The sequence below is a fragment of the Psychrilyobacter sp. genome (assembly GCF_049671765.1).
GTDB lineage: Bacteria > Fusobacteriota > Fusobacteriia > Fusobacteriales > Fusobacteriaceae > Psychrilyobacter.
The window spans coordinates 1-23,613 of record NZ_JBATVM010000277.1 but is presented as its reverse complement, the minus strand read 5'-3'; the positions used below and the strand labels follow the sequence as shown (position 1 = coordinate 23,613).

Here is a 23,613-nt window from a genome sequence, read left to right as displayed (position 1 = left end):
CCTGTTTTACTTTTTTCCAATACTAATGTAGATAATTTTGATCTTCCTGCATATAAAGCTGCAGATAATCCTGCTGGTCCTGCTCCTACTACTATAAGGTCGTATATTTTTGACATTGTATCCTCCTGTTCATTTTATATATTTTTTTCTTAATAATAGCATATTATTACCAAAAATAAAACACTATTTTTAAAAAATTTTTTTAGAATTTTTTTATTCTTATTTAATACTTAAACCACTATCTTTAGTTTACTGATTCTAACTCTTTCTTTCCTTCTATGGCTTTTTTCATTTCAGCCTCTTCTTCAGCCTCTATTTTAGCCTCTATTTCTTTCATATTTTCCCCTTTTAATGCCTTGACCAAGGATGCCATGGCAAAAAACATTATGAATATAAATGGGAAAGCGGCGACCAGAGATATGGTCTGTAACATAACAAGACCTTGATCTCCACCTGATAACATAAGTGCTAAAGCAAGTCCTGATTGAATAGCTCCCCAAAGAAGTTTTTTAGAAACTGGTGGGTTTAAGTCACCTTTAGAACTTAACATCCCAAGTACAAATGTCGCAGCATCTGCTGATGTTATAAAGAAAGTACATAATAAAACTACTGCAATAACTGAGATAGCCATACCCATCGGGTACTTACTCAATACTACAAAAAGTGCTGTAGGAGTCGATACAATAGCTTCTTTTGCAAGATCTAATCCCTGTGCTAGTCCCATACTTCCAAATACCGCAAACCAGATAAACGAAGCTAAGGTAGGAGCTAATAATACTCCTGTAATAAATTCTCTGATTGTTCTACCTTTAGATATTCTAGCTATGAAACTTCCTACGAATGGAGCCCATGCTATCCACCATGCCCAGTAGAATATTGTCCAAGATCCAAACCAAGGGTCATTTGTAAACGTTCCCATTTCGAAACTGGCACCTACAAATCCACCTAGATAATTTCCTAAAGACTCTATAAATACTTTTAATATTAATAACGTAGGTCCCACTAAGAAACAAATAACTAACATTACTAGGATTACTCCTACATTTAAGTTAGATATAAATTTCATTCCTTTATCCACTCCAGCCATAGCTGAGATCATAAAGATTGCAGTTATTACTGCTACTATTAAAACTTGGATTGTTGCAGTTTCAGGTACACCAAATAAATAGTTTAAACCTGCATTTATTTGATAAGTTCCCAATCCTAAAGATGTTGCTACTCCTGCCACAGTGGCAAAAATTGCAAATACATCTATCATTTTTCCAAACCATGATTTAACTAATTTTTCTCCTACAATAGGAATAAAAACACTACTTACTAACGCAGGTTTTCCCTTTCTAAACTGCATATAAGCCATAACTAAAGCCAATACAGAGTAGTTAGCCCATGGATGTAATCCCCAATGCATAAATGATTGTTGCATAGCAAACGCTGCTGCTCTAGGTGTTCCACCTTCAATTCCTATGATTGGATTAACATAGAAATTCATAGGTTCTGCTGCTCCCCAGAATACTAATCCTATCCCCATTCCTGCAGAAAATAACATAGCGAACCATGATATCAAGGTATATTCAGGTTTAGAATCATCGGCACCTAATTTTATTTTTCCATATCTACTGAATGCTAAATACCCACAAAATGCTACGAATAATGACATTGATAATGTATATAACCAACCATAACTATCTATAAGGTAAGTAAACGTCATGCTACCTGCCTTTTTAAAACTTGCAGGTGCTAATAATCCCCATAATACTATCGATAATGTCAGTACTATAGACACATAAAAGGTAGCATCAGTCTTTGATTCACTTTTAAATATTTTTTTATCTGTGCTCATAAAATCCTCCTTTTTATTTAAATTGTAATTGTTAAAGCAAATTAATAGGGGAGCATGATAGCTCCCCTATTGAATTAGAATTAGAATTTTACTTCAAATACTGTTTGATCTTCAATATCAGTAGCAAGTGCGTCTAAAGCAACTCCTACTCTATGATATCTTAATTTCCATTGTTCTTCTTTAGAAGTACTAGGGTCTCCTAATGGATATGGAATTGAGATTGTAGGAACTATCTTATTAGCACCTACTGTTTTAGCTACTGGTACTAAGTTTGCCATTTGTACAATTGGGAAACCTGCTTTTTCTATTGCTTTTACCATCGTTGTTCCACAACGAGTACAAGTACCTCATGTAGAAGTCATGATCACAGCGTCAACACCGTGTTCTTTTAAGAATGGTACAATTTCTTCAGCCATTCTAGTTGCTTCTGCTTCAGTAGTTCCAGTTCCAACTGTAGTATAGAAATGTGAATCTATGCTTCCAATTTTCCCTTCAGTTTCATATGCTCTTAATGCATCTAAAGGTACACATACGTTAGGGTCTGCGTCTGCTGCTGCTGGGTCATAACCTGCATGGATAGTTTTAAATACTCCAGCTTCTAATCTTGGCATTTCACTAATGTCATACATTCCCCATCTTGTAGCTGATGCAGATTGAATTCTGTCAGGGTTTGCTACTGGTACTATTCCACCTGTAGTAACAAATGCTATTTTTGCAGTTGATAAATCTTTAATAGCTGGTGCTATTTCTACTCTATCACTTTTTGGAATAGGTAACTCAGTTACATATTCTTCTCCAGCTAATTTTTTAAGAAGCATTTTAACTCCTCTAACTGCTGCAGGTTCCATTGTAAAGTCAATAACTTGATGTCTAATTCCTCTTACATAGAATCCTTCTTCTTCAGCTGTTCCAATTTTTTCTCCAGATAAAACTTTATCTCCATAAGCAGCCATTTTCTTAGTATCTTTTCTCATTGCAGCGGCACTTCTACCCCCTGGGAAAATAACAACTTCTTTTTTAAACATTTCTACTCCTGGATTTTCTATATGCATAGATGAAATTACAGGAACTCCAAATTTTTCTTTAACAGCTTTACAGATTACTCCACAAGCATTCCCATATCTTCCTGCTTGAAAAGATGGTCCTGCGAAGAAGATGTCAAATTCTTTACCTTCTAAAAATGCTAAAATTCTTTCTACTGCTTCATCTTGATTAGAACCCATGAAGTTATCTCCACAAACAACTGTATGAGTTACTTCTGCATTCTTTAATGCTGCGTCTAATGCTAATGAAGGTCCTACTAATCCTTCTCTAATCTCTGGAGCATGATCGGCTTTGTCTTCCCCACCAATTCCAGCGAAAAATTGATTTATATATAAAATTGCTTTTTTCATACTGTTTAATCCTCCTTAAAATTCTTTCATTGTTTTTTGAGACCATCCAAGTACTTGATCTCCACAGAACATAGAGTTATTTTCTAAAATAACTGAACCGTCTTCTTTAACTGAAGCACCTAATTTCTCGTCGCCTTCCCATCCACCAGATAAACCATCTCTACCTAATGCTGCTAATTCTCCGATTACTTCTTCCATTGGTGGTAATTTGATTAACTGTGATACATTTCCACAAGAAACAATTGCATTAGCTTTTTCACTTAATACAACTAATGGTTGAGACTGACCGTCTCTACCTGTACACTCATTTGTTATTCCTACAGTTTTTACTCCTACGTCTTCTAAAGCATCGAAACATGCAATAAAGTCAGCATCTGGATTTCCGTATCCTTCTTCTGCTAAGATAGCTCCATCTGCTCCTAATGACTTAGCCATTTGAGCTACGAATATAGCGGATCTTTCTTTTTGTTCCATCGCTACGTTCAAGTTAGACATAATAACACCTAAGAAGTTAATAGTTTCTCCATGTGCTTTGTATAATTCTTTGATTGTAGGACAGTTTTGCATATCATATGTAGACCATTTAGATGAACAAGGCATGAATGAACCACTGATGATTGCTCCGTCTAAAATTTCATTTGGATTCATAAACGTTGGAAGCATTCTGTTTGCATCCCATCCGTATACTAAGTCATTGTATCCAGCTTCTTCCATTTGTGATTGTGGTTGCATTACATATACAACTGCTGGAAGTGCTTTTATTTTTTCGTCTCTTTTGATGATTGGACCTAATTCAAATTCTTCAATTTCTTCAGGTTCTAATTCTTTAACTGCATTTCCAACATACTCAGAAAGTCTCATTGCACCCCATCTAAGAGCTTTGTTTTTCTTTTGTTGTTCAAATCTTTCGAACTCTTCATCTGTATTAGCTACAAGACAAATATTAATAAGTTTAGAGAAATAAGTTAAATCGGCTCCTTCTCCACTCATATCTATCATTCCGTCTCCAAAACTTCCCCAGTGCTTTCCTACTGCTAAAACACTAGTATTTTTTAATGCATGCGTTCTTCCGCTACCTGCTGGAGTCATTCCACCAGTTACACCTGGAAATACTGGATTTCCATTTACTCTACATCTAGGTTCAATTGCTTCCTTTACAGGAACGATTCTCTTATTTTCCCCAGGTCTTGCGATAACAATGTCTGCTTCGGTAATATGCTCATCTTCCATAACATAAGCCAAGGCTTCTTCCTTGTTAATTGTAAGAATACCATTTACATACGCTGTAGTATCCCCAAACTTAACATCTTTCACATAAAAATTTCCCAATTCAAGTTTCATTACTTCACCTCTTTTTCGTTTTTTTTAATCAAGGTTAAAACTCAACCGCATCCTTCATTTTATCAATCAAGGTTGTTTTCTAATCGCGATTAACTTTTATCTACTTAATTTATAACCTATAAAATTTTATAAGTCAACACTTTTTTTCAACTAAAGTTATTTTTTTATCAAACTCTTACTAAAATCAACGTTTCCAATCAAATGGAAAATAAAAATAAAAATAGATCCGTTTTTGAAACTTCATGTCACATTTCAAAACTTTATCCCGGAATATATTCACTATTCATAATGTGATAGTTCTAAAAAGAATATTAAATACTCTTAATAAATATATACATATTCTTTTTTATCATTAATATTTTACCTACTTTGTGAAAAAAAAATTTAAAACCGAATGAAACCTTTTGTATTTTAAATAAAATAATAAAATAAACTATTTTGTTTTTGGTGTTTTTATTATATACTTAGTTAATAACTAGATTAACTTACAGGAGAGAAAAGAAAAGATGACCAGACTAGAACGAAAATTAAATGTAAAACGGCTTTTTATCGATGCGACTATGACTATTATTCAAGATGAAGGCTTAGAAGAGGTTAGTATCAGAAAAGTTGCAAAAATAACAGGTTATAACAGTGCAACTCTCTATACATATTTTAAGAATTTAGACCATTTGATTCTTTTAACTTGTATGAAGTTTTTAAATGAATATATCACTGGATTAGATTCATATACTGAAAAAGCAGAAAATCCATTGGAAGAATCTATTCTCGTTTGGGAATTTTTTTGTAAATGTTCATTTGAAAAACCAGATATATATAAATCTGTATTTTTTTCTAATTTAGATTTTAATAGAAAAGATTTTGAAAACTATTACGAGATCAAAGAATTCTATAAGATTTATCCAGAAGAAATAACAACCTCATTTGCAAAATTTCATCGTATGATCTTAAAATTAGATATTTACGAGAGAAATAAGATCCTTTTGATAAAGATTGCTCGAAAAAAACTGATTTCTCCAAGTAATATAACTACTATCAATAATATGCAGGTTCTTATCTATAAGGGTCTTTTAGAAGAAGCTACAAAACCTGAAAATATTTATAGACGTAGAGTTTTATGTAATAGAGCTATCAAATACATAAAAAACTGTTATAAATTATTCACTCTAGAAGAGTGTGGATTATTAAAGTAAAAAAATTAGGAGTAGTCTAAGGCTACTCCTAATTTTTTTACTAATTATTATTTTTATCTCCTTAAAAATCTATTATGAATTTTTTCATGTTTTAAGTTTGTATTTTCTCCATGTCCTGGATAAACATTTATATCACTAGGATATGTTTTTATTTTTTTTAGACTTTCTTTCATCTGTCCTTTATTACTTAGTTGTGTATTGGTTATACCGATAGTATTTTTGAACAAAAAATCTCCTGTAAACATTACTTTTTCTATTTGAAAATAGTATACGATAGAACAAGTAGTATGCCCTGGAGTATCTATTACAAAAAAATCAAACTCCCCTATTTTTTGTTTCCCTTCATCTAGATATTTCATCTCTATCTTATTTACATCAAATCTTGTTTTTATTCCATATTTTTTTATAGTATAATCAAAATCAGCGTCCATTATATAGTTTGGTCGATTAGAACTAAGATATACTGGAACTTGATACTTATTTACAAATTTTTCCACACCTAATAAATGATCCCAATGAGTATGAGTTAATAAAACTCCCAGGACATTTAATTTAGATTCTTCTATAACCTTATCAATACTACCAAAATCACTTAAATCTACAATTAAACAATCATTCCCTTTTATTAAAATATAATTATTATTTGTAATTATCCCGCAAATAATTTTTTTTATTTCCATAACTCCTCCACAATTTCTATCTCTACTTATTTTAAATATCCCCTTAATCTTTGTTTTTCATCCTCTGAGATAAAAGCTGCTTCTACACTGTTTAAATATATATCCGTATATTCACTTTTTTTCAACTTAAAAGATTTTTCTATTTGAACATATTCTTCAGTCATAGTAGTATTTGAAACAGTTCTATTGTCTGTATTTAATGTTACCACAATTTCATCATTATGAAAATCATATATTGGATGTTCTTCATAATTTTTTACAGCTTTAGTCTGGACATTACTTGTAGGGCATATTTCTAATGGAATCTTTCTTTCCTTGACTAGATTATACGCTTTTTCACTATTAGTTATAAATACTCCATGTCCAATTCTCTCTGCTCCTAAAAGCTCAATGGCATCAACAACATTTTGACCTATACCTGTTTCCCCTGCATGGATAGTTATCCTATATCCATATTCTTTGGCTTTTTTCATAGGATCAATAAATTTATGGCAAAATCCTGCCACTTCTCCACCACAAAGGTCTACTGCCTCAACACCTTTACCTATAAACATCCTTCCCTCCTCAACTATTTTCATAGCTGATTCTGCCGATAGATGTCTCATACATGACAAAATATAGTTTCCCTTTATATCATATTTTTTTTCTGCTCTCCTCATTCCACGTAGTACACTCTCAATTATCTCTTTTGTAGTCAATCCATTTTCCATATGTTGCTGAGGAGCAAATCTTACCTCTATATATTTTATATTTTCCAAGGCTGCATCTTCCATCAACTCAAAAGATACCCTTTCTAAATCTTCTTTACTCTGCATAATAGCTATAGGTAAATCAAAAGATCTCAGATATTCATCCAACGAGGCACAGCTTAAAGGTGCAGTTAGCCACTCTTTGATATCTTCTAAATTTTGCGTTAATTCTAGTTTATTTTTTTTTATTATATCCAAAACTGTTTCAGCCCTTAAACTTCCATCTAAATGGCAGTGTAGATCAATTTTTGGCATTTCCTTATAACTCATTCTTATTCCTCCTATTATTTGATCCGATATATAGATTTCTAAGTAATAAAAAAATCCCCATTACAAAGAACGCTGTTATGAACAGACCCTCTTCGTAATCAGGAATTATAGGTACCTGGTAGAAACCTCCAAACCATATTATTGGAGTTATACGATGTTAAATTATTATTAATATAATAACAATTTTTTACCGTTCTGTCAATTACAACTCTTGTGTTTTAGTGATCAATTCTCCATAACCTGTGTTCGGATCCATAACCCTAGTAAATTTATAATTTCCCAATATTCCTATTACTAATTCACACGTTGTATTAACAATATTTCCTTCTACAAGATGCCCCCCAAAACTAACTCCTTCTTGATTGCTATAACTTATATGTAGATGAACACCATTAGGAGAAAGAGTCCCATTCAATGAAAGTATTTCCATATTTTTATTAATTTGTTTAACATTTATCCCATCAGCCACTCTAAATCTAGCCTTTGATACACAACCTACAGAAGAAAGTATAATTCCTGCTTTTATTTGCTTTTCTTTAACTACCCTCTGTATTTCAATTTTTAAATCCATACCCTCAGTCAATCTAATAGCATATATTTCCATTTTTTATATTTCTCCTCTCTTATGTATTCTAAGATTAATGCTACTACATTTAAATAAAAGATACAAGTCTAAAATAAAAGGCCTCCCAACTGTAATAGTCACACAGTCAAGAGGCTTTTATTTTATATTTTATTTTAAGGAAAGAAAGAAATGAAAAAATATTACTATTTTCATTTGCTTATACTAATTAGTCGAAGAAAGTTCGAAAAAAGTTTAAAAAAATTTTTTTATTTTAAAGAGACACGACAATTTCTCAAATAATTCAATTCTTCAATAGTATTAAATTTAATAAATTTTATTTTTATAGTCTAGATTCTCAAATTAATCTTAACTTTAAGTTTTTAAGAAGTCAACCTCTAGAAAATCGTATAAAATATACTCTATGAAAACTTAATCTTTTCCAAGTATATATAAGATTTCAATTCAACAATTCATTTATATTATAATCATTACTAGTATTTCATCTTTATTTAGTATAAATATGATACAATATAGAATACAAAAAAGCTGTTATTATTATTGACGCTTTTAGTTTGATTGAATTTTAGGAGGAACAAATGAAAAAAGGTAAAACGAAAGCTGTTAAAATAAAAGGGAAAAATAAAAACAAAAGTAAAAAATTAGGTAAAGCATTAGTTAAATCAAATGTTAAAAGAAAGATAAAAATAAAAGAAATAGAAGAAGCAGAGGCAAGATAATATCTTGCTTTTTTTATACCTTTTTTTTAAATTAAATATATAAGTTTATAATTCCGAAGATCTACATAACTCCCTCCCTATCCATTTTCTTAACTTTTGCGTTATAAAACTAAATATTAATTAAAATTAATCGCGATTTTTTTCACTAATCTATTGTTTTCTTAAATTTTATGTGCTAATATCATAGGGATATTCCACATAAGATGTCTTTTAATAAATATAATTTTCATTTTAAAAAATAATTTTTTATTATGTATAATATATAAGTTAAAAATCGGTTGAAGGTATAGGGAGAAGATAAGAAGTTATCGCCGAAGAAGTAAAACTTTCAGGTGCTTTTATTTAATAAAAGTGGGACCTATACTGGACGAACCTCTGGAGAGATCCAAAATAATGGACACCGAAGGAGCAAACCCTTAAAAGGGCGAAACTCTCAGGTAAAAGGGACAGAGGAATTTATTTGTATATCAATAAATCTATGTATTTTTATATATAGTTTTTTATGTATATATAATTAAATTCCCTATAAGCAAAAGGGAGGCACTAAATATGGATACACTTAATTTTTTTCAAGCAATAAATAACTTTGTATGGGGACCACCGCTATTAATATTACTAGTAGGAACAGGAGTTTATCTAACAGTACGACTGGGATTACTACAAATTTTCAAACTTCCATTGGCACTTAAATATCTTTTTATAAAAGATAGTGATGATACTGGTGAAGGTGACGTAAGTAGTTTTGCTGCACTTTGTACTGCACTGGCGGCAACTATTGGTACTGGAAACATTGTAGGAGTAGCAACCGCTATTCGATTAGGAGGGCCAGGAGCTTTATTCTGGATGTGGATGGCGGCATTCTTTGGAATGGCAACTAAATATTCAGAAGGACTTTTAGCCATCAAATACAGAACGAAAGATGAGAACGGACAACAAGCTGGAGGGCCCATGTATTATTTAGAAGGGGGGCTTAAAAATAAAAGGCTTGGTAAGTTCTTAGCAAAATCTTTTGCTGTATTTGGAATTGGAGTTGCATTCTTTGGAATTGGAACTTTTGCTCAAGTAAATGCAATTGTTACGGGAGTAAGTGGTGGATTTGGAGTTCCAAGAATCATAGTCGCAGTACTATTAACAGTTAGTGTAGCTGCTGTAACTGTAGGAGGGATAAAAAGTATCTCTAGAGTTTCAGAGATTGTAGTTCCATTTATGGCTCTATTTTATGTCTTTGGAGCGACAATAATACTTCTTATGGATAAAAGTGCTACTATAGCCGCATTTAATTTAGTTATTAGTAGTGCATTCAATGGTCATGCTGCTGTAGGAGGATTTGCAGGAGCAGGAGTAGCTCTAGCATTAAAAGCAGGGGTAGCTAGAGGAGTTTTCTCTAATGAATCTGGTTTAGGATCAGCTCCTATCGCATCTGCTGCTGCTAGAACAAATTCTTGTGTAAGACAAGGATTAATTTCTATGACTGGTACATTCTTTGACACTATTGTAGTTTGTACTATGACTGGTCTTGTACTTATTTCTTCTGGATTTTGGAATCATGCAGATCTTGCTGGAGCAGAAGTTACCAACGCCGCATTTAATAACCTTCTTACATTTGGGGGTATCGGTGGTCTTATCGTCAATATTGGTATTATTTTCTTTGCCTTCACTACAATCCTTGGTTGGAATTACTATGGTGAAAGATGTACTGTATATCTTTGTGGTGTAAAAGGAATAAAATACTTTAAAGCAATCTTTATATTCTTAATTGCCATAGGACCATTCATCAGATTAGAGCTCATTTGGGTTGTAGCTGATATAGTTAATGGACTTATGGCTATTCCAAACTTAATTGGTTTAATTGCTCTTAGTGGAGTGATTATAAAAGAAACAAAAGATTATTTTGAGGAATTAAAAGTAAAAGAAAAAAAGAAAAAAATGGTTTAGAGAAAAAAAGTGGAATATCAAAAATATGGCTTCCAAATTTTGGAAGCCTTTTTAATTACAACAACTTATTTTTGACAACTAAAAAAAAAGAATTTTTCATCTTTTATCACAATATTTTTCAAATCTAATTTTGAGCATTCTTTTTCTAAACTTATATCATTAGGAATAGCATCCCTGTTTAGAATATAATTTATTTTTTTATGATGTTCTTTCAATTGATTTCTAGTTTTAGAATGTATTATATAAAAAACTCCTCCCTTATTTAAGAGTCCCATAGCATTTTCAAATAAAATATCTAATCTTTCAAAGTGGGGAATACTGTCAAATAATACTACAATATCAAACTTTCGCTCTAAATTTATTTTTTTTTCAAAGTCTATACAGCAAGTCTTCACTTTAGGAAATTTTTTTTTTAACTCTCCTAACATTTCTTCTGAGATATCTACTCCTAGATAGTTTTCTGATTTATTTAAATCTAAAAAAGAATAAAAAGTTCCTGTCCCTGAACCAATCTCTAAAATGTGATTTTCCTTATCAACATTCATTAATTTTAAACTTTCTTCAATGGCAAAGGTTCTATCATTAGTTAAATAATCAATCCATTTATCTACGTTATTATTAAAATATTCTCTATTATTTTGTATTTTCATATATCTCCCTAAATTATAATATCTACTGTCATCAATATAAAATTTTCTATAAACTTCTGAGTTATTCTGTATAGTAAAAACGTTAAATATAGATTCAAATAATTCTACATGTTCTGAATATAAAGGAAATAACAATTTTTCAAGTTCATTTAGTTCATCATGGAGTTTATCTAGACTTTTGCTCATTGGTGCCCTCCTAAATATCTAGAATAACTCAACCTTTTATAAGTATACTTTATTTAAATGATAAATTATATACTTTACAACTCATAAACCAACATTTTTTATCCTCCACTATAACCTCTAAGAAACTGCATTAAAATATAAAAGATGACTTCTACAAAATACAGAAATCATCTTTTATTCTTATTTTTTACTATTTTAAACAAAATTTATAGGTTATCAATCTTTCCAATATCTTTCCTACAATATAACCCTTCAAAGTTTATTTTTTCCATAGAACTATATGTATTTTTGCAAGCAACCTCTAAAGTTTCTCCTAAACTAACTATATTTATCACGCGTCCACCATTAGTTAAAATTTTTCCTTTTTCTAATTTGGCCCCTGCAATAAAGACTAGATCCTCTACGTCTAAAAGACCTCTTATCTCATATCCTTTTTTGTAATTTTCAGGATATCCCCCAGATACTCCTACAACACAACAAGCAGAAGCGTCTTTCCAATTCATCTCAACTTTATCTAAATTTCCATCTATACACATCTCTAAAATTTCTAAAAAATCATTTTCCATAAGTGGCAACACAGCTTGAGTTTCAGGATCTCCTAGCCTCATATTATATTCCAATGAGTATATTCCTTTTTTAGTTATCATCAATCCAAAGAATATAACACCATTAAACTTCATATTCTCCGCTTTTAATCCTTCCAAGGTAGGAGTCATAATATCATTGATAAAGCCTTTCATAATATCGGGTGTTACATATGGATTAGGAGCTATTACTCCCATTCCTCCTGTATTTAATCCTATTTCTCCTTCTCCGATCTTTTTATGATCCTTAGCAGATATAAATGGAACTATGGTATTACCATCTGTAATAGATAATATTGACGCTTCTACTCCTTCAAGAAATTCCTCTATAACTATTTCAGATCCAGCTTCACTAAATTTATGGTCTAACATCATATCTTTGACCGCTTCCACAGCTTCGACTTTATTTTGAGCTATAATTACACCCTTTCCTGCAGCTAATCCACTAGCTTTTATAACAGTTGGATATTCTATTTTATCTAGATACTTTATAGCACCATCATAATCATTAAAGATCTCATAGGCAGCTGTTTTTACCCCATATTTTTTCATAAAATCTTTAGAGTAGGCTTTGCTTCCCTCTAAAATTGCAGATTTTTTATCTGGACCAAATACAATCAGTCCCTTTTCTTCAAATTTATCTACTATTCCTTCTACTAATAACTCCTCAGATCCTACCATGGTCAGACCAACTTTATTCTTCTTGGCAAAGTTTACCATCTCTTCAATATTGGATAGCTCTATATTTTCACATCTATCTAGTAGTTCCGTTCCAGCATTTCCTGGCGATACATATATTTTTTCCACTTTACTATTTTGAGCAAATTTCCATGCAATAGCATGTTCACGACCGCCACTACCTATAATTAAAATTCTCATAATTCACTCCTTTTTCTCTATATTTTTATTCAGATATATTAGTTTTTAATTCCTTACTTAATATTTTACTCCAATCAAAACTCTATAAATACTAAATTCATAGATAAAAAACTGAACACAGAGATACTCCGAGAATAAAAAGAGTAACACAGAGAAAATAAAAACTCTGTGTACCCCTCTTTTAATTATGTGGAACTCTGTGTCAAAAAAGTTCAGTTATTTATCACTTATTTTTTAGTGTTTAAAATGTCTTATCCCTGTAAGTACCATAGATATGCCATGTTCATTACATGCATCTATAGATTCTTGATCTCTCATTGATCCACCAGGCTGAGCTATTCCACCAATCTTTGCTGCTGCACAGGCATCTACTACATCTCTGAATGGGAAAAATGCATCTGATGCTAATATCGCCCCATCTCCAGCTCTCTCAATAGCTTGTTTTGTAGCCCATATTCTATTGGTCTCACCAGTTCCTATCCCTTTAGCCATTCCATCTTTTACTACTACTATAGCATTGGATTTTACATGTTTTACTACCTTCATTCCAAATACTAAGTCTGTCATTTCTGATTCTGTAGGAGATTTTTCAGTTACTACTTTAAAGTCATTAGAGAATGCTGTATCCCTATCCTGTACTAAGATACCACCATCTACCTTTACATATTCTACCTTATCACATGGTTTTTGATATGCCTTTATTATTCTCAAGTTTTTCTTTGTCTTTAATATTGTTAAGGCTTCCTCTGTAAAATCAGGAGCAATTACTATTTCCAAGAATATTTTCTTTAACTCCTCAGCAGTTTTACCATCTACTTTTTTGTTAAAAGCTACTATTCCACCAAATATAGAAATAGGATCACAATTATACGCCTTCATATACGCATCATAGGTATTTTCTGCAATTCCTACTCCACAAGGGGTAGAATGCTTTAGCCCACAACATGCAGGTATTTCAAATTCATTAGCTACCTTCCATGCCACATCCATATCTCTTATATTATTAAAAGATAATTCCTTTCCATTTAATTGATCAAAATCTTTCATAGCCCCATTTTCAGTTGTAGATACATAGTAAGCAGATTTTTGATGTGGGTTTTCACCATATCTTAAGTCCATCTTTTTAACATACGATGTACTCAAATATTCTGGCATCTCTCCCTCTAATAAAAAGTTAGATATAGCAGCATCATAGGCTGATGTTAGATTAAACACCTTTCCTGCTAGCCTCTTCTTGGTTTCGAAAGTTACTTTCCCTGCTTCCATCTCTTTCTTTACTACATTATAGTCAGAAGTGTTAGAGATTACTACCACATCTTTAAATGACTTAGCAGCAGATCTAAGCATTGTAGGTCCACCAATATCTATAAACTCTACCTTGGCTTCAAATGAAATATCATTTTGTACCTCTTTAAAAAATGGATATAAATTAACTATCACCATATCTATTGTAGTTATATTTCTTTCTTTTAGGGTTTTCATATGTTCCTCGTTGTCCCTAACAGCCAAAATACCCCCATGGATAATTGGATGCAAAGTTTTTACCCTTCCATTTAACATCTCTTCTGCCTGTGTTACTTCTGCTACATCTAATACAGCTATATTATTTTCTTTTAGATGTCTATATGTCCCACCTGTAGAAATTATCTCTATTCCTTGTGATATTAAAAAACTTGCAAATTCCACTATTCCTGTTTTATCAAAAACTGATATCAATGCTCTTTTCACTTGTATATCCTCCTCTGTGTGTATTTACAACTTTTTATTTGAAATTATATAGTACTCGCTCAATAGCCCTTGGCAACAACTTATGTTCTTCTACCAATACTTTCTTTTGTAAGATTTCTGCATTATCTTCTGGATCAACTTTTACTTTTATTTGCTCTATTATCTCACCTTCATCTATCCCTACATCTACATAATGAACTGTACACCCAGATTCAGATTCTTTAGCTTCTATTACTGCTCGGTGAATTTTCATCCCAAACATTCCAGGTCCGCCAAACTTAGGTAAAAGGGAAGGGTGGATATTTATTATCCTCCCTCTCCTGTTATTTATAAAATTTTCATCCAAAATCGATAGAAATCCTGCTAAAACTATTAGATCTACCTTTTTTTCTAAATATTCATCTATCTTCTTAGATATATCTTTTTTTAAAATCTTTCTATCAAATATTTTTGTCACTATATTACTTTGTTCTGCCCTCTCAATACCATAACATTCTCTATCTGCTATAACACAAGATATCTCATACTCTACTTTTGATGTAGAGACATTATCAATTATGGATTGTAAGTTACTTCCACCACCAGATATCAAAACTGCTATCTTAAACATATTCCATTATCTCCCTTAGATATAGTTCCTATCTCATAAGGAGCTTCTCCTAACTCCTCCAAAGTTTTGATTATTCCAGCTTTTTCACTAGAGTTAGCTATTATTACAAATCCTACTCCCATGTTAAATGTTCCCCACATCTCAGATTCATCTACACCTAATGACATTAGGTGTTTAAAGATAGGAAGTATTTTTATTGATGATTTTTCTACTACAGCTTCTAATCCTGCTGGTATTACTCTAGGTAAATTTTCAATTATTCCCCCACCTGTCATATGAGCCAGGCCGTTTATTCTATGCTTTTTAATAAGTTCTAAGATGGGTTTTACATATATTCTTGTAGGAGTAAGTAATTCCTCTCCTATTGTTTTATCACCATATTTGGCATCATAATCATTTACTAATTTTCTTACCAAAGAAAATCCGTTACTGTGTACCCCTGATGAAGGTAATGCTATTATTGTATCTCCTTCTTCTATCTTTGATCCATCTATAAGGTCTTCTTTTTCTACTACTCCTACTGTAAATCCAGCTATATCATAGTCTCCATCTTTATAAAATCCTGGCATCTCTGCTGTTTCTCCACCAACTAAGGCTGCATCAGATTGTAAACATCCTTCCGTTATTCCACTCACAAGTGTCGCCGCGACATCTGCATCTAACTTTCCACAAGCCATATAATCTAAGAAAAATAATGGTTTAGCTCCGTGGCATAATACATCATTTACACACATAGCCACACAATCAATTCCTACAGTATCATAAGTTTTAGTTTTGAATGCTATTTCCAATTTAGTTCCTACACCATCTGTTCCAGATACCAAGATTGGATCTTTCATCTGTCCCAATTGATACATTGCACCAAAACTTCCTAAACCAGTAAGTACATTTTTATTGTGTGTTTTCTTTACTAAATCCTTCATTAATCCTACTGATTTGTATCCCTCTTCCTTATTTACTCCTGCATCTTTATATGAAATTGTTGACATTACAGCCTCCTAATATTATTTTTATTTTTACTCTCTTTCTCCTATCGGTACATGTTTTGCAATTACTAAAATTCACGATAGGGAGAAAGACTATATGATCTATTATATTTTGACTCTTTTCACTCCTCCTTCTTATGATTTCTCTAAAACTAGAGAAACCATAGCTAAAATAACTAGCGATAGTTCCTCTGATCTGAGAGGAAACGACAACAAGAAAGGAGTTATAATAATTACATATTCGCTACTGTAGACATAGGATATATTCCGCTAAAACATCCCATACAGAAACTTTTACTCCCCAAAGTGTCGGTCAAATTATCCAGTTTTAAAAAGTCTAGACTATCTGCACCGATATATTCACATATCTCATCTACAGACATCTCTGCAGCTAGAAGTTCCTTTCTATAAGCTATATCTACACCAAAATAACATGGATGCATTACTGCCGGGCTTGCAGATCTGAAGTGAACTTCTGTAGCTCCTGCTCCTCTTAACATCTCTATTAACTTTTTACTTGTAGTTCCACGAACCAATGAATCGTCTATTACCACTACTCTTTTACCCTCTATCATAGATCTAATAGGGTTTAATTTTACCCTTACAGCTCTTTCACGAAGTTCTTGAGATGGTTTTATAAATGTTCTCCCAATATATTTATTTTTTACTAACCCAGTCACAAATGGTATCCCTGAAGCTATTGCATATCCTTGAGCTGCTGGCAATCCAGAATCTGGAACACCTATCACGATATCTGCTTCTACCTTTCCTTGTTCCCAAAGTTTTACCCCTGTTTCATATCTACTTTTATATACATCCAATCCATCTATCACAGAATCTGGTCTAGCAAAATAAATATGTTCAAATGAGCAAGGGGCTTTATGTGACTGTTCGTTATAGTTGATTGCTTCTATACCATTCTCATCTATTATGACGATCTCTCCTGCGTTTATATCTCTGATTAATTCTGCTCCTACAGAGTCTAAAGCACATGATTCAGATGCCAGTACTATACTTCCATCCTCTAGTTTCCCCATGCAAAGTGGTCTAATACCGTAGGGATCTCTTATCCCAATCAATTTACCTTGTACAGCTATTACTAGAGCAAAAGATCCCTTTATAGCTGAGATAGTGTCTACTAACGTTGATTTTAATCCATTTTTAGATCTTCTAGCCATCATGTTTATGATAACTTCTGAATCGGTAGTAGTTTGAAATACCACCCCTGCATCTTCTAATAACTCTTTGATTATCATGGGATTAATAAGGTTCCCATTATGAGCTACAGCTATATCTCCTAATTTAGAATGTCTTTGTAGTGGTTGTGCATTCCCCTCACACGATCCACCAGCTGTAGAGTATCTTACATGACCTATTCCTACATTCCCTACTGTTTCTTTTAGAGTTGTTTCTGAAAATACATCTGAAACTAACCCTTGACCTTTATAGGTTTTTATATTTTCATCTTTAGATATACTCATTCCTGCACTTTCTTGTCCCCTGTGCTGTAATGAGCACAAACCATAGTAGATAAGTCCTGCTATGTCTTTTTTGTCTTCTTTGGAATAAATCCCAAATACACCACATTCCTCTTCCATCTTCTCTGATTCGTTATATATAACCATTATTTTGCTCCTAGTCTTTTTAATATTTCTATATATGCTTCCTCTATACTTCCTAAATCTCTTCTAAATCTATCTTTATCTAATTTTTGTCCTGTAACTTTATCCCATAACCTGCAAGTATCTGGTGAAATTTCATCGGCTAAAACTATCTCTCCAGCAGCATTTTTTCCAAATTCAATTTTGAAATCTACTAAATCTATCCCTTCATTTCCGAAAGCTGTAAGCAAGAGAATATTTATTTTTTCAGTTATCTCATATATTGTCTTTAGTTCATCATATGTAGCCAATCCCATGGCTACTGCATGATGGTCGTTGATAAGTGGATCACCAAATTCATCATTTTTATAGCATATTTCAAAGATAGTGTTTTCAGGTTTAGTTCCTTCTTCAATTCCTACCCTCTTAGCCATAGATCCAGCTATTATATTTCTTACTATTACTTCTAATGGAAATATTTCCAATTTCTCACATAATTGATCTCTATCATTTAATTTTTCTTTAAAGTGAGTCTTAATTCCATTTTTTTCCAAATTTTCAAATAATATAGTTGTAATTTCATTATTCATAACTCCTTTATTAGAGATAATTCCTTTCTTTTCTCCATTTCCAGCAGTAGCATCATCCTTATAATGTATAATTACCAAATTTTCATTGTCTGTAGCGTATACTTGTTTAGCTTTACCTTCATATATAAATTCTCTCTTTTCCATCTCTATCCTCCGATTTATTCAAATTAAATTTTTTTATCATGAATCATACAAATTCTGTATGATTCAATCTATATATTCACTGTAGTTCCAACGTCTATTTATATTATTAAATCTCAATTAGTAATTTTTTTTATAACTCTACTCCACTCTCATTATCTGCAATGAAATTTTTCTTCATATTTTCTCTAAATGCTATTAATCTTTCTCTAACTTCAGGATATTTAAGTGCTAATATTTCTACTACTAACATCCCTGCATTATACGAATTATTTATTCCAACTGTCGCTACTGGGATAGATTTTGGCATCTGTACGATAGATAATAATGCATCCATTCCATCTAGTGCCGCTCTGATCGGTACTCCTACGACTGGCAGTATTGTCTTTGAAGCTATTACCCCTGGTAGATGAGCAGCTAATCCCGCCCCGGCAATTATTGCTTGCGTATCTTCTCCTTCTAGTCTTTTTAATGTCTCTACCAATTTTTCTGGCACCCTGTGAGCTGATAATATATGTGCTTCAAATTCAATCTCAAACTCTCTCAAGCATTTGGCTGCCCCTTTCATAACATCTGTATCCGATTTACTTCCAAATATAATAGCTACCTTCATAAACTCTCTCCTTTTATTTAAAAATATTTTTAATCCCTCAACATCTTGCCCATATTAAGCTTCCTTTGGCAGATATAAAATCCGATACAATTACCTGTTTCTGAAATAATTCACACCATTTCTGAAGATATTTTGTTCCTTATCTCCTATGATATTTTTATATAAATTCTCTCCTGTTCTTTCTGAATGACCCATCTTACCAAATATTCTTCCATCTTTAGAAGTTATCCCTTCTATTGCATAGACAGATCCATTTGGATTATATTCTCCATGATTAGTTGGATTTCCATCTAAGTCAATATATTGAGTTACTATTTGACCATTTTCTATTAATTCTTTTAGTTTTTCCTCTCCTACAACAAATTTTCCTTCTCCATGAGATACAGCTATTTGATGTTTTGATCCCACTGCAATATCAGTGAACCATGGTGAGTTATTGCATACAACCTTAGTTGTTACAATTTTTGATATATGTCTGTTGATATCGTTATAAGTCAGAGTAGGAGAATTCTCATCTAAATCTCCGATTACTCCATTAGGCAATAGTCCAGATTTTACAAGTGCTTGGAATCCATTACATATTCCTAAGATCAATCCATCTCTTTTTAATAATCTTTCTACTGCACCTTTTATCTTTTCATTTCTAAGGATAGTCGCTATAAATTTGGCTGACCCTTCTGGTTCATCTCCTGCTGAGAACCCTCCAGGTAGCATTAAAATTTCACAGTTGTCTATGTGATTTGCCATCTCATCTATAGATTTTGTTATATGGTCCATAGTCAAGTTTCTAAATGTCATTGTAAATGGTAATGCCCCTTCTTTTGCAAATGCTTTCATAGAGTCATATTCACAGTTAGTCCCAGGGAAAGCTGGTACAAATACTCTTGGATTTTCTACTCTCTCTCTTGGTTTTACAAGTTCTTTTCTTTCACAGTTTTCAATTTCTAATTTCTCATTTCCAATTGAAGTTTCTTTTACTATTTCAGGAAATATTTCATTTAAAGTTCCCTTCCATTTAGTTAATAATTCCTCTAATTTAATTACTTTATCATTTATAACTAGTTCGCTAGATAAGATTGTTTCTCCTATTAAAACCGCATTATCAATTTCTAAGATATTAGGAGTTTCAACTAAAATAGATCCATATCCCATTTTAAATAATTCATCTTCTTTCATTAAAATCTTAGCTCCAACCATATTTCCAAAGGTCATCTTAGAGATAGCTTCAATTACTCCTCCACCTTTTATTGTCATGGCCGAGATGATCTTTTTATTTTTTATATTCTCATGAATATATTCAAAATTAGTTTTTATTTCCTCTAAATTAGGCATGAGGTCCTCATTCATATTATGTTTAATTAGATATAAATTATTTCCACTTTCCTTTAATTCTGGTGAGATTACATTAGAAGCTAAAACCTTCGTTACTCCAAATGAGATCAATGTAGGTGGTACATCTATATCATTAAAGCTTCCACTCATACTATCTTTACCACCAATAGCAGGGATGTTAAAGTTTTTCATTATGTATTGAGTTCCTAGTAAAGCTGCAAATGGTTTCCCCCATTTTTTAGGATTACCTCCTAATTTTTCAAAATACTCTTGGAATGATAATCTTACATCCTTATAGTCGCCACCCATAGCTACTATCTTAGCTAGTGATTCTAAAACTGCATAAGCTCCACCATGATAGGGTGACCATTTAGTAATTAATGGATTATATCCCCAAGTTATAGCAGATGCTGTATCTGTAGTTCCCTCTAGTAGTGGTATTTTATGAATTGATCCCTCTGTAGGAGTAAGTTGATATTTCCCACCAAATGGCATAAGTACAGTTCCTGCTCCAATAGTTGAATCAAACATCTCCATAAGTCCTTTTTGAGAACTTACATTAAGGGAACTTACCCTATTCATAACCTTTTCTTCCAGTGTTGCCCCTTTTGTATTAGGAGTTTCTATTGGATTTTCTGAAATTGGAGCCTCTACTTCTATATCCATATATCCAGTTACACCATTGGTATCTAGAAAATCACGACTAAGATCTACTATGGATTTTTCTTTCCAATTAATTATCAATCTTCTTTCCTCTGTAACTATTGCTACCTCTACTGCTTCTAAGTTTTCATTGTCAGATAATTCTAAGAATTTTTCTACATCTTTTTCTTCTACTACCACTGCCATTCTCTCTTGTGATTCAGAAATAGCCAATTCTGTACCGTTTAATCCCTTATATTTTACAGGTACTTTATCTAAATTTATTATTAATCCATCTGCTAATTCTCCGATTGCTACTGATACTCCCCCAGCACCAAAGTCATTACATTTTTTAATTAATTTAGTTACCTCTGGGTTCCTAAACAATTTTTGGATTTTTCTTTCTTCTGGAGCATTTCCTTTTTGGACCTCCGCTGAACAAGTAGTTATAGAGTTGATATCATGTTCTTTAGATGAACCAGTAGCTCCTCCACATCCATCTCTACCAGTTTTCCCTCCGAGTAATATGATCTTGTCACCAGGATTTGCAGTTTCACGGCGTACATTACTTGCTGGAGTAGCTGCAACTACCGCCCCTACTTCCATCCTTTTAGCTTTATACCCCTGATGATATATCTCTGTTACATGAGATGTTGCCACACCGATTTGATTACCATAAGATGAATATCCATGTGCTGCTCCAGTAGTTATCTTTCTTTGAGATAATTTTCCTGGCAAAGTATCTTCTAATTTCTCCAACGGATTTGCTGACCCTGTTACCCTGATAGCCTGATATATATATGATCTCCCAGATAATGGATCTCTTATGGCTCCTCCTATACAAGTAGAAGCTCCCCCAAATGGTTCAATCTCTGTAGGGTGATTATGAGTTTCATTTTTAAACATCAATAACCATTTTTCCATCTTCTTTTCACCATTTTTTTCTATATCCACATCTATGTATACAGAACAAGCATTTATCTCTTCTGATACTTCCAAATCATCTAAAAGACCATTTTTTCTCATCTCTCTTGCTGATATGGTAGCCATATCCATAAGAGTCATAGGTTTTTTATCTATCCTTGCTCCATGGGCGTCCCTTCTGCTTTCTAGGTATTCATTAAACGTTGCCTGTAAAGTTTCTTCAAACCTTCCCTTTGGTAAAGTAATTTTTTCTAATATTGTCTCAAAAGTAGTATGTCTACAGTGATCTGACCAATAAGTATCAAGTACTTTTATCTCAGTTTCACTAGGGTTTCTTTTTTCTTCATCCCTAAAATATTTTTGAATATGAACTATATCGGCTGTAGTCATAGCTAAACCAGAAACTTTTCTAAATGTTTCTAATTCAACCTCTGTATAAGAGTTAAAATCACTATAGATTTCAACTTCCTCTGGAGGAGTTATTTTGTCTTCTACCATGCTAGATAGTTCTTTTTCTCTCATCTCGACTTCGTTTATATAATATTTTTTTATTTTCTTCATGTCTTCAGGTGAGAGTTCCCCCCCAAAAATAAGTAATTTCCCTGTTTTTAATATTATATTTTCACTTTCTTCACAAATTAAATTTATACATTGAATAGCTGAGTCTGCCCTCTGATCAAATTGACCAGGTAAAAATTCTACAGCTAGATAATTCTCACCTTCTAAATCTAAAGTATCGTAAGTATAATCTACTACAGTTTCTGAAAGCACCACTTCTTTTATTGTAGATACTTCATCTTTTTTTACATTGAAAAGATCATATATATTTATTATTCTGATCTGCTCCAAATGAGCTAAATTTAAATTTTCTTTTAATTCAACTTTTAATTTTTTAGCTTCTACAGCAAATTCTTCTTTTTTTTCTACATAGACACGGTGATTCATGACTCCTCCTAATTTTTATGAATAAATATAATTTCTTTGTTAATAACAAAAATCCAGGAACTATTTTTAATAAGTAAAAATAGCCCCCGGATTTAACCACGTACTTCATTTACTTATAGCGGTTTATTTAAGGCAAACCGTAGAGACTCCCAACCATATTATGGGTATATATAAGTTTATTTAATTTTTTTAAAATAATCCAGAGATTACTCCATTTTCATCTATATCGATCAATTCTGCCGAAGGTATTTTTGGTAGTCCTGGCATGTCCATGATAGCTCCAGCCATTGCTACTATAAATCCTGCTCCAGCTGACAATCTTAATTCATTTATTGTAACTTCAAATCCACTTGGTCTTCCCATTAAAGAAGCATCATCTGAGATAGACTTTTGAGTTTTCGACATACAGATAGGTAAGTTATCGTATCCATGTTCAACTAATGTCTTTATCATTTTTTTTGCTTTATTAGTATATACCACTCCATCTCCACCATATAT

General features: G+C 32.2%; 20 protein-coding genes and 3 riboswitches. Of the genes, 3 read left to right on the top strand and 17 right to left on the bottom strand.

Going from position 1 to position 23,613, the window contains the following annotated elements:
- The 4 genes from WBG30_RS13125 to WBG30_RS13110 all read right to left on the bottom strand — a co-directional run.
- The coding region (locus tag WBG30_RS13125; RefSeq protein ID WP_424504554.1) for an FAD-binding protein at positions 1 to 116 on the bottom strand (116 nt) is incomplete at its 3' end.
- A 128-nt stretch (positions 117 to 244) separates the two neighbouring features.
- Positions 245 to 1,840 (bottom strand): BCCT family transporter, encoded by a 1,596-nt coding sequence (locus WBG30_RS13120; RefSeq protein ID WP_424505107.1) that lies wholly within the window; start codon positions 1,838 to 1,840, stop codon positions 245 to 247.
- 80 nt (positions 1,841 to 1,920) lie between these two features.
- The gene (gene grdH / locus WBG30_RS13115) at positions 1,921 to 3,234 is read right to left on the bottom strand and encodes a betaine reductase selenoprotein B (protein WP_424505106.1); all 1,314 of its coding nucleotides are present in this window, start codon (positions 3,232 to 3,234) and stop codon (positions 1,921 to 1,923) included.
- Between the two features lie 15 nt (positions 3,235 to 3,249).
- Complete coding sequence (locus tag WBG30_RS13110) at positions 3,250 to 4,575, bottom strand: glycine/sarcosine/betaine reductase component B subunit (protein WP_424505105.1); 1,326 nt, start codon at positions 4,573 to 4,575, stop codon at positions 3,250 to 3,252.
- Positions 4,576 to 5,081: 506 nt separating this feature from the next.
- Between WBG30_RS13110 and WBG30_RS13105 the strand changes: the two genes are divergently transcribed.
- A complete protein-coding gene (locus WBG30_RS13105) occupies positions 5,082 to 5,768 on the top strand; it encodes a TetR/AcrR family transcriptional regulator (protein ID WP_424505104.1) in 687 nt (228 codons plus the stop codon).
- A gap of 53 nt (positions 5,769 to 5,821) precedes the next feature.
- Here WBG30_RS13105 and WBG30_RS13100 read toward each other — a convergent pair whose 3' ends face one another.
- The 3 genes from WBG30_RS13100 to WBG30_RS13090 form a co-directional block, all read right to left on the bottom strand.
- A complete protein-coding gene (locus WBG30_RS13100; RefSeq protein ID WP_424505103.1) occupies positions 5,822 to 6,448 on the bottom strand; it encodes an MBL fold metallo-hydrolase in 627 nt (208 codons plus the stop codon).
- A gap of 26 nt (positions 6,449 to 6,474) precedes the next feature.
- On the bottom strand, positions 6,475 to 7,467 hold the full coding sequence (gene add / locus WBG30_RS13095; protein ID WP_424505102.1) for an adenosine deaminase: 993 nt from the start codon (positions 7,465 to 7,467) through the stop codon (positions 6,475 to 6,477).
- 75 nt (positions 7,468 to 7,542) lie between these two features.
- Positions 7,543 to 7,642: riboswitch (purine riboswitch) on the bottom strand.
- Between the two features lie 27 nt (positions 7,643 to 7,669).
- Entirely contained in the window at positions 7,670 to 8,071 is a 402-nt protein-coding gene (locus tag WBG30_RS13090) for a PPC domain-containing DNA-binding protein (RefSeq protein WP_424505101.1), read from the bottom strand.
- Between the two features lie 557 nt (positions 8,072 to 8,628).
- Between WBG30_RS13090 and WBG30_RS13085 the strand changes: the two genes are divergently transcribed.
- Both WBG30_RS13085 and WBG30_RS13080 read left to right on the top strand, forming a co-directional pair.
- Positions 8,629 to 8,769 (top strand): hypothetical protein, encoded by a 141-nt coding sequence (locus WBG30_RS13085; protein ID WP_424505100.1) that lies wholly within the window; start codon positions 8,629 to 8,631, stop codon positions 8,767 to 8,769.
- Positions 8,770 to 9,134: 365 nt separating this feature from the next.
- A riboswitch (glycine riboswitch) is annotated at positions 9,135 to 9,229 on the top strand.
- An 89-nt stretch (positions 9,230 to 9,318) separates the two neighbouring features.
- Positions 9,319 to 10,704 carry an alanine/glycine:cation symporter family protein gene (locus tag WBG30_RS13080; RefSeq protein ID WP_424505099.1) on the top strand — a complete coding sequence of 462 codons (1,386 nt, stop codon included), beginning with the start codon at positions 9,319 to 9,321 and terminating at the stop codon, positions 10,702 to 10,704.
- Positions 10,705 to 10,769: 65 nt separating this feature from the next.
- Here WBG30_RS13080 and WBG30_RS13075 read toward each other — a convergent pair whose 3' ends face one another.
- From WBG30_RS13075 to WBG30_RS13030, 10 genes are all read right to left on the bottom strand, one after another.
- Entirely contained in the window at positions 10,770 to 11,540 is a 771-nt protein-coding gene (locus WBG30_RS13075) for a class I SAM-dependent DNA methyltransferase (RefSeq protein ID WP_424505098.1), read from the bottom strand.
- A 206-nt stretch (positions 11,541 to 11,746) separates the two neighbouring features.
- Positions 11,747 to 13,003: a phosphoribosylamine--glycine ligase gene (purD, locus tag WBG30_RS13070; protein ID WP_424505097.1), complete on the bottom strand. Its 1,257-nt coding sequence runs from the start codon at positions 13,001 to 13,003 to the stop codon at positions 11,747 to 11,749.
- Between the two features lie 234 nt (positions 13,004 to 13,237).
- Entirely contained in the window at positions 13,238 to 14,731 is a 1,494-nt protein-coding gene (purH, locus tag WBG30_RS13065; protein ID WP_424505096.1) for a bifunctional phosphoribosylaminoimidazolecarboxamide formyltransferase/IMP cyclohydrolase, read from the bottom strand.
- A 34-nt stretch (positions 14,732 to 14,765) separates the two neighbouring features.
- Positions 14,766 to 15,341, bottom strand: a complete 576-nt coding sequence (gene purN, locus WBG30_RS13060; RefSeq protein ID WP_424505095.1) for a phosphoribosylglycinamide formyltransferase — start codon at positions 15,339 to 15,341, stop codon at positions 14,766 to 14,768.
- A complete protein-coding gene (gene purM / locus WBG30_RS13055) occupies positions 15,329 to 16,330 on the bottom strand; it encodes a phosphoribosylformylglycinamidine cyclo-ligase (protein WP_424505094.1) in 1,002 nt (333 codons plus the stop codon). The genes purN and purM overlap by 13 nt, the downstream gene beginning before the upstream one ends.
- A 230-nt stretch (positions 16,331 to 16,560) precedes the next feature.
- Positions 16,561 to 17,952: an amidophosphoribosyltransferase gene (purF, locus tag WBG30_RS13050; RefSeq protein WP_424505093.1), complete on the bottom strand. Its 1,392-nt coding sequence runs from the start codon at positions 17,950 to 17,952 to the stop codon at positions 16,561 to 16,563.
- Complete coding sequence (gene purC, locus WBG30_RS13045; RefSeq protein ID WP_424505092.1) at positions 17,952 to 18,662, bottom strand: phosphoribosylaminoimidazolesuccinocarboxamide synthase; 711 nt, start codon at positions 18,660 to 18,662, stop codon at positions 17,952 to 17,954. Before purC ends, purF begins: the two co-directional genes overlap by 1 nt.
- A 130-nt stretch (positions 18,663 to 18,792) precedes the next feature.
- The gene (gene purE / locus WBG30_RS13040) at positions 18,793 to 19,272 is read right to left on the bottom strand and encodes a 5-(carboxyamino)imidazole ribonucleotide mutase (RefSeq protein WP_424505091.1); all 480 of its coding nucleotides are present in this window, start codon (positions 19,270 to 19,272) and stop codon (positions 18,793 to 18,795) included.
- Between the two features lie 90 nt (positions 19,273 to 19,362).
- Positions 19,363 to 23,115, bottom strand: a complete 3,753-nt coding sequence (locus WBG30_RS13035; RefSeq protein ID WP_424505090.1) for a phosphoribosylformylglycinamidine synthase — start codon at positions 23,113 to 23,115, stop codon at positions 19,363 to 19,365.
- Between the two features lie 96 nt (positions 23,116 to 23,211).
- Positions 23,212 to 23,309: riboswitch (purine riboswitch) on the bottom strand.
- The coding region (locus WBG30_RS13030; RefSeq protein ID WP_424505089.1) for a formate--tetrahydrofolate ligase at positions 23,305 to 23,613 on the bottom strand (309 nt) is incomplete at its 5' end. Its footprint overlaps the riboswitch before it by 5 nt.